The organism is Sphingomonas albertensis, from assembly GCF_014358075.1.
Taxonomy (GTDB): domain Bacteria; phylum Pseudomonadota; class Alphaproteobacteria; order Sphingomonadales; family Sphingomonadaceae; genus Sphingomonas; species Sphingomonas albertensis.
On the sequence record NZ_JACONT010000012.1, the window covers coordinates 22,490 to 34,982 of the forward strand.

At 66.4% G+C, this 12,493-nt stretch carries 9 protein-coding genes; 1 reads left to right on the forward strand and 8 read right to left on the reverse strand.

All coding sequences use genetic code 11. The annotated features are described in order from the left end of the window. Nucleotides 1–152: 152 nt before the first annotated feature. From H8S47_RS07565 to H8S47_RS07590, 6 genes are all read right to left on the reverse strand, one after another. On the reverse strand, nucleotides 153–1,202 hold the full coding sequence (locus H8S47_RS07565) for a LacI family DNA-binding transcriptional regulator (RefSeq protein ID WP_187503291.1): 1,050 nt from the start codon (nucleotides 1,200–1,202) through the stop codon (nucleotides 153–155). Nucleotides 1,203–1,212: 10 nt separating this feature from the next. After that, a complete protein-coding gene (locus H8S47_RS07570; protein ID WP_187503292.1) occupies nucleotides 1,213–2,730 on the reverse strand; it encodes a tryptophan halogenase family protein in 1,518 nt (505 codons plus the stop codon). Continuing rightward, complete coding sequence (locus H8S47_RS07575) at nucleotides 2,727–3,758, reverse strand: cupin-like domain-containing protein (RefSeq protein ID WP_187503293.1); 1,032 nt, start codon at nucleotides 3,756–3,758, stop codon at nucleotides 2,727–2,729. Before H8S47_RS07575 ends, H8S47_RS07570 begins: the two co-directional genes overlap by 4 nt. Continuing rightward, nucleotides 3,751–4,461 carry a SapC family protein gene (locus H8S47_RS07580; protein WP_187503294.1) on the reverse strand — a complete coding sequence of 237 codons (711 nt, stop codon included), beginning with the start codon at nucleotides 4,459–4,461 and terminating at the stop codon, nucleotides 3,751–3,753. Before H8S47_RS07580 ends, H8S47_RS07575 begins: the two co-directional genes overlap by 8 nt. Next, on the reverse strand, nucleotides 4,461–6,041 hold the full coding sequence (locus H8S47_RS07585; protein WP_187503295.1) for a tryptophan halogenase family protein: 1,581 nt from the start codon (nucleotides 6,039–6,041) through the stop codon (nucleotides 4,461–4,463). The genes H8S47_RS07580 and H8S47_RS07585 overlap by 1 nt, the downstream gene beginning before the upstream one ends. A 234-nt stretch (nucleotides 6,042–6,275) precedes the next feature. Then, a complete protein-coding gene (locus H8S47_RS07590) occupies nucleotides 6,276–9,323 on the reverse strand; it encodes a TonB-dependent receptor (protein WP_187503296.1) in 3,048 nt (1,015 codons plus the stop codon). Nucleotides 9,324–9,662: 339 nt separating this feature from the next. Here H8S47_RS07590 and H8S47_RS07595 point away from each other — a divergent pair, with 339 nt between their 5' ends. Continuing rightward, nucleotides 9,663–10,883 (forward strand): MFS transporter, encoded by a 1,221-nt coding sequence (locus H8S47_RS07595; RefSeq protein WP_187503297.1) that lies wholly within the window; start codon nucleotides 9,663–9,665, stop codon nucleotides 10,881–10,883. On the opposite strand, the gene H8S47_RS07600 is transcribed toward H8S47_RS07595, so the two are convergent. Then, nucleotides 10,880–11,698, reverse strand: a complete 819-nt coding sequence (locus tag H8S47_RS07600) for a glycoside hydrolase family 16 protein (protein WP_187503298.1) — start codon at nucleotides 11,696–11,698, stop codon at nucleotides 10,880–10,882. The two genes, H8S47_RS07595 and H8S47_RS07600, sit on opposite strands and share 4 nt — an antisense overlap. Before the next feature lie 122 nt (nucleotides 11,699–11,820). After that, complete coding sequence (locus tag H8S47_RS07605) at nucleotides 11,821–12,492, reverse strand: DUF6445 family protein (protein WP_187503299.1); 672 nt, start codon at nucleotides 12,490–12,492, stop codon at nucleotides 11,821–11,823. Between the last annotated feature and the right edge of the window lies 1 nt (nucleotide 12,493).

Consider the following 12,493-nt stretch of genomic DNA (forward strand, 5'->3'; position numbering starts at 1 on the left):
ATACAGCCGTTGCGAATTGAGCTGTCCGCCTTCGCGCTGCCTTGCGTTTCAATTAATCGTATGACGGCCCAGCGTATCCGGCACATTCTCAGAGCGCGGCGGAGCAGGGCCCGGGTCGCACCAGCTCCGGGCTTTTCTCGTTACTTGCTGAACTATGGTGGCGGGGAGGTCGAGTTGCGCGTCGTCAGAACGGCGGGGACCGTGACGGGTGTGGTGGTCGTCAGACGCGCGCCGAGATCGGCGATGATCAGGCTGACTGCTTGCGCGGTGACTTCGGCGATCGGCTGGACGATCGCGCTCAATGGCGGATGCGCCAGGCGGATGATCGGCGTGTCGTCGAAACTGATCAGCGACAGGTCGCGAGGGACCACCAGGTTCCGCTCGCGCGCCAGTTCGAGCGTCGCGAGCGTCATCTGATCGTTGCTCGCGATGATCGCGGTCGGCGGCTCGGCCAGCGCCAGCAATTGCGCCGCCGCCGTGCGTCCCGACGCGTGGCTGAAGTCCCCCACCGCTAACAGGTCGTCGTCCGCAACGCCCGCCGCCTGCATCGCCGAACGCCAGCCATCGACCCGCCACGCGCTGAGTTCATACTCCGCCGGTCCGGCGATGAATCCGATCCGCCGGTGGCCGAGTTCGAGCAGATGCTCGGTTGCGATCGCCGCGGCGCGCGTGTCGTCCATGATCAGCCGGATACCGGGCCCGTCGGTCAGCGAGCCGATCCGCGCGAAGCTGATGCCCTGCGCCTCGAGCAGATTGATGATCAGCGGATTGCCCGAATGCGGCGGCGTCAGGATCACGCCATCGGGTTGCAGCGCGGCGATCGCCGCCAGCAGCTCGCGTTCGATATGATCGCTGTGCGTGTCGACCAGCTCGACGATCAGGCGGTAGCCGTGCTCGGCGCAGGTCAGCATCCCGCCCAGCATCATCTGGTCGAACCAGTCAGTGCCCTGCCGCGCGCGCCAGTCGGCGATCGTCCGCTCGCGGTCGTTGAGCGCCAGGATCAGGTAGGAACGGGAGCCACCCATGCGCTGCGCGGCGATCGACGGGACGTAGCCGAGCTTGTCGATCGACGCCTGGACGCGGGCCATCATCTCGGGCCGGACGCCCGAATCCTTGTTCACCACGCGGCTGACGGTCTGGAGCGAAACGCCCGCATCTGCCGCTACATGCTTGATCGTCACCGCCTGACGTCGCCTTGCCATGCGTCTGAACTCAGGCTGCTACGGCGGGCGAGGGGGCACGGGCTGACGCAGTGCCGCAATAGCGCGCGACGTACTCCGCATGTTCGGGCAGCCCCGCCACGGTCGTGTTGGTCCCGTCGCGCAAGCCCCCGAGCAGCCGCGCCAGTTCCTCGTCGCGCAGCTTGGTCGCGATCGGGTGATAGCTTTGCGGCACGATCCCCTGGCCGAGCATCACCTGCACCCAGCTATTCTCCGCGAACAGCTCCTCGTTCTTGCGGAACACGCGGCCGGTTTCGCGGAACAGCTCGATCTTCTGTTCCAGCGACTCCGGGATCGGCATCGCCGCGCAGTGCCGCCAGAACGCGCTGTCGCGGCGCTCGGTCGCCTTGTAGTGCAGGATCAGGAAATCGCGGATCTGCAGCATGTCGGTATGCTGCTGGTCGTTGAACTCGGCGACGTCGCGCGGACTGACCGCGCCCGACGGGAACAGCCGCAGCAACCGCAGCACGGCGCGCTGGATCAGGTGGATGCTGGTCGATTCGAGCGGCTCCATGAATCCGCCCGACAGGCCGATCGCGATGCAGTTGCGATGCCATTGCTGCCGCCGCGCACCTGTGACGAAGCGGATCATGTTCGGCTCGGTGAGCGTCTTGCCCTCGATATTGCCGAGCAGCCGGTCGAGCGCGGCATCGCGATCGAGATAGCGGCTGCAATAGACGATGCCGTTGCCGGTGCGATGCTGGAGCGGGATGCGCCATTGCCACCCCGCGTCGTGCGCCATCGCCCGCGTATAGGGGAGCGCCGGGCGGACGCTCTCGGTCTGGATCGCGATCGCGGAATCGCACGGCAGATAATGCGTCCAGTCGTCGAACCCGGCGTGCAGCGCGCCCTCGATCAGCAGCGCGCGAAAGCCGGTGCAGTCGAGGAACAGGTCGCCCTCGATCCGCGCACCGGATTCGAGCACCAGCGCGGCGATGTCGCCACTCTCGCCGTTCAGCTCGACCTGCGCGATCTTGCCTTCGAGGCGGCGCATGCCGTCGGCTTCGGCCATCCCGCGCAGATATTTGGCGTAGCGCGTCGAATCGAGCTGGTACGCGTAGTTCATCCGCTCGTCGGGCAGATGCGCGAACTTGCCCTGCAACGCCGCGCGCAGCTCCAGACAGTAATCGTCATAGGGCTGGTCATGCCCCTTGGTCAGGCCGTGCAGCCAGAAATGCTGGAAGCCCGCGGACCAGTGATCCTTGCCGGTGATTCCGAACGAGTGGAAATAGCTTTCGCCGCGGACTTTCCAGTCATCGAACAGGATGCCGAGTTTGAACGTCGCCTGCGTCTCGCGCATGAACTCGGCTTCGTTGATCCCGAGCAGGCGGTTGAAGGTGATCATCGGCGGGATCGTCGATTCGCCGACGCCGACGGTGCCGATCGCGTCGGACTCCACAAGGGTGAGTTCGATCGTGCTGCCCATCGTGCGGGCGATCGCGGCGGCGGCCATCCAGCCGGCGGTGCCGCCGCCGGCGATCACGATACGACGCATTGGGTGTTCGGTCATCGGCTGAGCGCTCTCAGGAGGAAGGCGCGGAGGCGACCCGCGGTTTCGGTGGTGAGTGGCGCGAGCACGCCGCGCGCCGCCTCCGGAATATGGTCGACGACGTCGGGACCGTTGGCGAAGACGTAATGATCGAACATCTCGCGCCAGTGCGCCTTTTCGTCCGCCGGCAGATCGCGGATCGCCAGCATCGCGTGGTTCAGCGCGTCCTGTGGCTGGCCGAGCCACCGCGGCGTCTCGCGCCACCAGTAATTCACCAGCACGTTGAAGTCGGACAGCCCCTCGACATGATGCCACCACATCGCCGGGATGTAGAGCGCATCGCCCGCCTCCAGCTCGGCGACCTGACCGTGCTCCAGCGCCTCGCGAAACCGGGGATGCGCGGCGAAGTCGGGATCGTGGAAATCGACCATGCTGACCGCGCGGCCCGCCGGCGTGTTGTCGACCGGCCCGAGGTAGAGATTGCGGAACTGGTCGCGCGGAAAGACGGTGAAGCGCCGCCGGCCGACCGCGACGCAGGCGAGATTGTCGGGCACGTCGTTATGCGCGGCGATCCGCGTGCGCGTGCCCATCCAGATGCTGGCGAGCGGCGTCCGTTCGCCGAGATCGACATGGTTGGCCTCGTGCAGCCCGGCGAAGAACTGGTGCATGTCGATCGACGCGAGATAGATCGCGTGGGCGTCGGCGGCGTGTTCGTTGGTGTCGATCCGTGCGAAGATTTCGGGCAATTTCGCGCGCAGCATCTGGAAGTTCATCGCGTGCGCGGCGTCGTAGAACAGCCGGCCACCGCTGTCCGGCATCGCGACGGAGACCGCGAAGTGCAGGTCGCGTGCATGGTGCTGGATATAGTCGCGCGCCGTCCGCGCGGAGTGGAGCCCGGCGCGGACCATCGGCCAATCCGCGATCAGCCCGCGCACGATGAACGGCGTGGTCGCCTCCCGCAGCTGCACGTCGAGGTCCGCGGGATCGCCGATCGTGATCTCGCGGATCCGTGGCATGGTCGCGAAGATACCCGGCTCCGCGTCAGCCACGCGCCGTCCGCCGGTTCTTGCGCGCGACGAGATCGCCGATATTGCCGAGCGAGGCGAGCGCCATGAAGATCGGCATCATGTGCCCAGACGCGTGCAGGTCCGCTACCGCAACGCCATCGAGCGCGACCAGTCGGTCCTCGTCGATGACGTGGTAGCCGACCAGCCGGTTCTTCGACCCATCGTCGAGCGTCACGTCCATCGTCAGCGGTTCGAGCAGCTCGTACCGGCGCAACGCGGCGAAGAAGTCGGCGGACGCGACATAATCGGTGTCGAGCGCACGCAGCTGATCGGCGATCCGTTCGAGATACGGAGTCGGCCGGCCGGTATCGTCGAACACGCGCGTGCCTTCACCTGCTCCGATCCGCGGGCTCGTCATGTCGATATGGACCTGGCGGACGTCGCCAGCGCCGCGCCCGACCAGGAACGGCTGGCTGTCGATCGCGAGGGGCCGATAGCGCGCGTCCCATCCGGCGTCGGTCAGGAACAGGTTCTCGCCCGGCTCGAACCCGAACATCGCCAGCGCGATGAAGGTGTCGCGCGTCTGGTCGAGCTGGAACAGGATCGGATAGTGCGTCTGGACGCGGCGGAACTCGCTCGGGACGGTGATGCAGGTCATCACCGCGTCGCCCAGCTCTGGCGCGCGCTCGGTCCGGATACGCAGGTCGCGGTGGTCGTCGGCGGTGAGGATGACGTGATCGGACATCAGGCTGACAATTCCATAACTTGGGCGGTCGCATGCCGCAGGGCGTCGAGATAGGCGCGATTGGTCGGCAGGCCGGCGGCCAGCATACGCCTGCGCTGATCGACCTGTGCGAGCAAGGTTTCCGTGCGCGCCCGGTCCGCCGTGGCGATCGGTCCGCGGGTCGGCGGCGGAAAGCCCATGCCGTACAGGACGTAGTGATAGCTCGCGGCTGGAAAGACCTCGTCGATCATCGGGAAATCGGCGCGCGACGGCGGCTGGTGCCGCCAGAGCGTCAGCAATTCGGCGAGGCGCGGCGGGATCGATGCGGCGTCACGGTGGTCGCGCCAATAGGGTTCGTCGCGTTCGCTGAGCACGTAATGCAGCTTGAGGAACTCGACGATCCGGTCCCAACGATAGCGGAACAGCGCGTTGAAGCGCGTCGCGTGGATATCCATCGCGCCGTGGTGGCTGGGGAAATTGTCGAGCAGCGCATCGATCGACAGTTCGATCAGGACGATCGCCGACGCTTCGAGCGGCTCCAGGAACCCGGCCGACAGCCCGACCGCGAGGCAGTTCCGCTCCCAGAATTTCACACGGTGGCGCGACTGGAACTTGAGCTCGCGGAAGGTCGGCAACGGCGCGTGGGATGCGGTGGCGCGGAGATACTTGGTGAGCGTGTCTGCCGCCGCATCGTCGCTCAGATGCGCGGAGGAATAGACGCAGCCGACACCGCGCCGGGTCGGCAGGCCGATGTCCCAGATCCAGCCCGCGGCGTGCGCGGTGGCGTTGGTCTGCGACGCGATCGCGCTGTCGGCCGCGACCGGCACCTGCACCGCGAGCGCGCGGTCGTTGAACAATTCGCCGCCGCGGTCGATCGCGCCTATGCCGTAATGCTCGCCGATCAACAGCGCGGCGTGGCCGGTGCAATCGAGGAACAGGTCGCCAGCGATCGCGCCTGACGCGCGCGTGCGCACCGCGGCGATGTCGCCGTCGTTGTTCGCATCGATCCCGACGACGTGGTCGCGGACGTGGCGTACGCCGAGCCGCTCGGTCGCGTGGCGCATCAGCAATGCGGCGAGCTTGCCCGCGTCGAGATGGTAAGCGTAATTCAGCGTGCCCGCATAATCGGGCATCGCCCGCTGGCGTGGCGCGAGGTCGCGGTGGCAGATCTCGCCTTGCGCGCCGACCGTGTCCGCGAACTTGCCGCCGTTCTCTGCCCAGGCTGCGACGAGATCGCGGGGGTCGCCGTCGACGGGCGCGGTGAAGGGGTGAAGATAGCTGTCGTCGGCGGCCCCGGTCCGCCATCCGTCGAACCGCGACCCTTGTTTGAACGACGCGTCGCAGGCGAGGAGGAAGTCGGTCTCGGCGATGCCGATCCGTTCGAGCGTGCGGCGCATCGTCGGCCATGTGCCCTCGCCGACCCCGATCGTCGCGACGTCGGGGGATTCAACGAGGGTAACGGAGAGCGGCCGCTGCACGCCGCGATCGGCGCGCGCCGCGATCAGGCACGCGGCGAGCCAGCCCGCCGTACCGCCGCCGACGACCACGATGTTCGTGATCGGGTGGTCGCTCGTTGCTTCGGGGCCGGTATCCTTGGCCATCGTCCGCTGCCTGTTTCCCTATCTGCGCCTGCCAACTTGCTCCGTCCGCCGCGGCTGCGTCATCCCTGGCGGCCACCCTTCGTCGTCATCCTGACGAAAGTCAGGACCCAGGGTAGCTGAAGACGGTCCTCATTGGCTCTGGGTCCTGACTTTCGTCAGGATGACGGAGCGTTTCGAGGCCGTCCATACCCTGTAAATTCTCCCCCTTGCGGGGGAGGATCGTGAGGGGCCACCTCAGAAGGTGAAGCGCACGCCGCCCGAATAGCGTGCATACCCCGGCTGCGCGAAGGTCGCGAAATTGTCCGAGCGACGATGCCCGCGACGGCCCTGGCCGGTGAGGTTGATCGCCTCGACGAACACCGCGAGCCCCTTGGTCATCTGGACGCTCGCACTCGCATCGACCTGGCCATACGCCTCGACATAGGTCGGGTCGAACGCGCCACCCGCATAGAACTCGCCGCGCCAGTTATACGCGACGCGCGCCTGGATGCCGTTCTTGTCGTAATAGCCGACCGCGTTGGCGCTGTCGCTGAGCCCGGTCAGCGCGAACTGGCCGACATTGGGATCAAGCGTGTTGTCGTATTTCGCATCGCCGTTGACGATCGTGTAGTTCAGGATGACGCCCAACCCGGTTTCCCAGAAGCGGTGCTGGATCGCGAATTCCCAGCCGTTGATGTTGGCGGTCTGGTCGCTGTTGAACGGCTGGCTCAACTGGAAGTTGAACAGATCGTCCTCCGGCAGGCCGAAGATGTTGCCGTTCAGCAGCCCGGAATCGCTGGTGCCGGTGACCTGCGAGGAGGCGGGGAAGTTGCGCAGGATGTAATCGCGGACGCGCAGATTGTCCGTTGTTCCCAGTGCCGCCACCGCCTGACGATAGCGGGGGCCCGAGCCCGGATTGCGCAGGTCGAACGCAGGCGTGTTGATCTGGTTTGTGCCGATGAAGTTCTTCACGTCCTTGTTGAAGTACCCGACCGAAATATAGCTTTCGGGGCCGTAATACCATTCCGCCGACAGATCGATGTTCTTCGACTTGAAGGGAAGCAGGTTCGGGTTGCCCTGGCTGCCCGTGCCGCCGCCGATCCGCGGGTTGGAGTCGATGTTCAGGCCACCCTGCAGGCTGCCATAGTCGGCGCGCGTGATGGTGTGGCTGTACGACGCGCGCAGCTTCACGTTGCGCATCGGTTCGATGTCGAAATCGACCGCGGGCAGCCAGTTGTGATACTTGCCCTTGAGCGAAGTGAACGAATTGGCGCCGTAGGTTAGCGCGAATTCGTTGGCGCCGGTCCAGCGCGTCCCGTTCGGGATCGGCACCAGTGCCGACGAGTTCACCTGCGTTTCGTCGTAACGGACGCCGCCGATGATGTGCGCGGGCATGTCGAAAACCGAGAACTTGCCGTTGAATTGGATGTACGGCGAGATCGTCTGCTCGCGGATGCGGCGATCGTTGGTGTAGTTGGCAAGGCAGGTGCCGGGCGCGGCCACCCCCGTCTGCGGCGCGCTGCATATATTATATTGCGAGCGCAGCAATTCGGCCATCTGCTCGAACTTGAAGGTATAGATCGACGGCGGCAGCGCGGGATCGTTCGAGCCCGAGACGCCCTGGAACTTGTCGGGCAGGCTGGTGAGGTTGAAGAAATCGTCGGGCACCGCAGCCGCGCCGAACGAGGCACCGCGGGGGTCGATGCCGCCCCAGGTCTCGTTCTGGATGAAGCCATAGGCCGAGCGGACCTTGTTATCGACGTACGAGAAGCCCCAGTCGATGCTATCGAGGAAATCGCCGTCGTGGTCGTAATGCCCCTTCAACTGGAGCTGGTTGATCTCGTCCTTGAAATACGCGTTGCGGAACGCGTTGCCGGTCGGCGTGATCAGCGATGCGTTCAGCGGGTCGATACCCGGATACATGTGGTACGAGATGATCGGCAGGTCGTTCTCGAAGTTCACGGTCTGCGACTGGACGCCGAAGATCGCGCCGCCGATCGACGTGCTGCTGCCGTAATCGTTGGTCGGCTTGGAGACCGCGGTCGAGTGATGCGCGTCGAGCGACATCGTGACGTTGCCGGGCGCTTCCCAGGTCAAATTGCCGCCGAGCGACTTGTTCTCGGACTTGTTGGCGCTGAGCGCGCTGCTGTACGACAGATCCTTGCCGGGCGCGAAATTCTCGGAATAGAATAGCGGGCCGGCCGAGGGGCCGTCAGTCCACGCGCTGCGCGTGTCGCCGAAGTTGAACCAGATGCCGACGCTGCTGTCGCGCACCTCAACCTTGTTGCTCGAATAGGTGAAGTCGAGCGTCGCGGTCAGCGTGTCGGTCGGCTTGGCCTGCAACACGAGCTGGCCGTTGATGCGCTCGCGGTCGATGTCGATGACGTCGTAGGCGGCGCTCTGCGGGATCTCGTAGACATCGGTCGGACCGGGGCGGTTGGTGATGTTCGCGCCGCCCGGCGTGCCCGGTTGCGCCAGCGTGCCCCAGTTGTTCTCAGCCCCCAGGAACCCGTCGCGGAAGCCGACGCTGGCCGAGTTGTTGCTCGCCTTGCGCCGCTGGTACGCGCCGCTGAACAGCACGCCGATACGATCGTCGGCGAAGGTCGTCGACAGGATGCCCGACACTTCCGGCGTGATCGGGTCCTTGCCGTTGCGCGAGCTGTCGAGCACGCCCTTCGCGGCGATGCTGCCGCGTGTGCCCGGCTTGTCGAGCGGACGCGGGGTGCGGATGTTGATCGACGAGCCGATCCCGCCCGACGGCACGGCGGCGCGGCCGGTCTTGTAGACCTCGACCGCGGCGACGCCTTCGGACGCGAGGTTGGCGAAGTCGAACGAGCGCGATGCGGGCGCGCTGGCGCCGTCGCCGAGCGTCGAGGTCGGCATCTGGCGACCGTTGAGCGTGACGAGGTTGTATTCGGGGCCGAAGCCGCGGACCGTGACGGTCGAGCCTTCGCCGTTCGAGCGGTCGATCGACACGCCGGTGATGCGCTGGAGCGACTCGGCAAGGTTGGTGTCGGGGAACTTGCCGATGTCCTCGGACGAAATCGCGTCGACCACGCCCTGGCCGTTGCGCTTGATGTCGATCGCCTCGCGCAGCGATGCGCGGATGCCGGTCACGACGATATCGTCGGTGGTCTCGTTCGGATCGGCGGGGGTGGCCTGCGGTGCGATGTCCGAGGAGCCTGGATTGCCGACCGTGGCGGCGGCGTCCTGCGCCATGGCGATACCGGGCAGGCCGACCAGTGCCAGTGCCGAAGTGCCGATGACGAAACGCGAAAGCGAGCGAGCTGCGAAGCCACGCATGATAGTCCTCCCCTGTAGACGGCGCTATGACCTGCGCCTTCCCGTGAACGTTCACTTCGCATTTTGTAACACTGTGTCAAGCACGGTAGCGCTACACTTGTGAACGTTCTCAAATTTGGTTCTCGATAGTGGCTATGACGCAACAGAGGGCGCAATCGCGGCGGGTGAGGTCAGTCGGGCCTGAGGTGGCGCAAGGCGCGTTTCCTCGCGAAGGCGGAGATCCAGACTGGGCTTCCGTCTTTGCGGGAGAACGAGATCCGGTCACGACGATCCATGGGCCCATCCGAACCACCGGCGGAGCAGTTGCCTGTCCGGCCCGCCGCAGCTTAGGGTTGCGGTATGGCGCGCCCTCCCGTTTCCCGCGATCCAGCGCCGCGCCGCGATCGTCGCTCGACCGCGTTCCTGCTGGTCTTCGCGCTCGCCTATGCCGGCGGGGTCGTCGGCTACCTCCCGCTGCTGACGCTGTTGCTGCCGATCAAGGTCGACGCCGTCGCGGGCACGGGCCGGCTGGGCACCCTCACCGCGATCGTCGTCGCGGGCGCGGTGGCGGCGAGCGTGTCGAACATCGCGTTCGGATGGCTGAGCGATCGATCGGTCGCGCGGGGCAGGGGACGTCGGGGATGGCTGGCCGGTGGAGTCGTCGCCACGGCACTGTCCTACGCGGCGATGACGACGGCCGCGACGCCCGGCGCGCTGATCCTTGCGGTCGTCGCGTTCCAGGTCGCGGTGAACGCGGTGCTGGCGCCACTGCTGGCGATCATGGCCGACGAAGTGCCCGATGCGCAAAAGGGCGTGGCCGGCGGATTGCTCGCGATGGCCTGTCCGGTCGCGTCGGCACTTGCGGCAATGCTGATGGCGACGGCGGCGCTGGACGAAGCGGCGCGTCTATCGATCGTGCCGCTCGTGATGGCCTGTGGCATCGTGCCGTTATTGCTGACCAGGTCGCGGACGGTGGCGCGGATCGAGCCGACCTCGCCCATGAAGGCCATGCTCCGCCGCGACCTCGCGCTCGCCTGGAGCGCCCGGCTGTTCGTCCAGGTCGCGGGCAGCGCGCTGTTCGTCTATCTCTTCTATTATCTCGAAAGCGTCGCGCCGACGCTGGCGCCGGGCACGATCGCGGCGCGGATGGGGACGGTGATGCTCGTCGCCTACACGCTGCCGCTGCCGATCGCGGTGCTGGTCGGCCGGTTCGCGGATCGCTCCGGGCGGACCAAGCCGTTGCTGTTCGCCGCCACGATCGTTGCGGCGGCCGGGCTGGTCGGGATGGCCGTCGCGGACGATTTCGATGGCGGTGCGGTCGCGTTCTGCATCTACACGACGGGTGCGTCGGTGTTCCTGGCGCTGCACGCGTCGTTCGCGATGCAGTTGCTGCCGAATGCCCTGCATCGCGGGCGCGACCTGGGGCTGCTGAACCTCACCAACACGCTGCCCGGCCTGCTCGGGCCGACGCTCACCTGGGCGCTCGCGACGCCGACCGATTTCGATGCGGTGATGCTGGTACTCGCCGCACTGACCCTGTGCGGCGGCGGGACGATCCTCGCCGCGCGCGGTCGGCGTTAGCGCGGCTGCCAGTACCGGACGTAATCGACCGTCATGCGCTGTGGGAAGGCGGCATCGTCAATCCCCTTCTGGCCGCCCCAATCGCCGCCGACCGCGAGGTTGAGGATCAGGTCGTAGGGGCGCGTAAACGGCCACGCCGCCTTGCCGCCGGGCTGGTCGTTGGCGACGCGCATGATCGCGCGACCATCGACGCCGATCGTGATCGTATCGGCGCGCCAGTCGAGCTGATAACGGTGATATGCGGTGCAGGCGGTTGCGATCTTCGTCTGGGCGCCGCGCTGCGTGCCCTTGACGTGGTTGAAGGCGCCGCTGTGCAGCGTCGCGTGGACGGTGCCGGCGTCCCAGCCGACCATCTCCATGATGTCGATCTCGCCCTCGTCCGGCCATTTGCCGCCCGACGGGAGCAGCCAGATCGCCGGCCAGCTGCCCCGTCCGCACGGCAACTTCGCCCGGACCTCGTAGAAGCCGTAGCCGCGAGGCTTGCGCGAGACGAGCTTGGCGGAGGTGTACGCCTGGCCGCCCCAGTCGGCGAACCGCGTCTTGGTGAGTTTCTCGCGCCGCGCCTCGATCACCAGCGCGCCGTCCTCGATCCGCGCGTTCTCGGCGCGGTCCTTCGCATAATATTGGCGTTCGTTATTGTACCAGCCCTCGGCGTTGCGCGACACGTCGAAGCGCCATTTGGTCTGGTCGATCGCCTTGCCGTCGAACTCGTCGGCAAAGCTCGGCTTCCCCCTGGGCGCAGGCATCGGCGCATCTACGCCGTAGTTGGTTGCGCCCAATGTTGCGGCTTGCGCGGCGAGTATCAGCAGGATCATCGAAAGGCCCCTCGTCGTCATGGATAGCGCGTCGGTGTCTGGCGGACGGCACCCGGTCGCCGCTTGGGTCCTGACGGTATCGGCGACCGGACTAGGCCAAGCGTATCCTTACCTCAACCGCGTCATTCGATTGCGAGGAACGCGGTGACCGTCAGTCGCCCAAGCGCCGGATCCGCCGAGAGTATCGCGTCGCGTGCGATGGCGCCGCTGTGAAGGACGTAGCTTCGATAGAGCAAGGCGCGGTTATACGTGGCTTCGACCAGCGCCGTGCGTTCGAACAGCGCGGTATCCTCGGCAATGTACCCCGCGGGCGGCATCGCCTCGACCTCGCTGCCGAGCCGCGCGAAGAATTCCGGTGCGCGCGTCTCGTCGATCGTCTCGAACCCGGTTCGACGATGTCGGAAGAACGCGGTCCCGTCGCGATGCGCAGGCGACAGATAATGGATGAGCGCGATCCGGTCGCGGCCATAGGCGTCGACATGCGGAACGCGCTGCCGGATATCGAGTGCGTCCGGAGAGATCGTCACGATCGAGAATTGCGCATCGACGACGCGGATTCGGCGGCATGATCCGAAATCGCGTCCCAGGCCGCGGGCGACGATGGGAAGCTGGTCCTGCAGGTAGGACTCCGGGAGCCGGGAGCACAGGCCGGGGTAATGGGACCCGGCGGGTCCGAATGGGGCGTGTGCCGCTGCGCTGCGCAACGCGTCCGGGTCGGTTGCGAAGCCGTCGATGACGATCAGCGGCTCCGCCTCGGTACCGATACGCTGCCGGGTGATGCTGCGCGGTGTCATG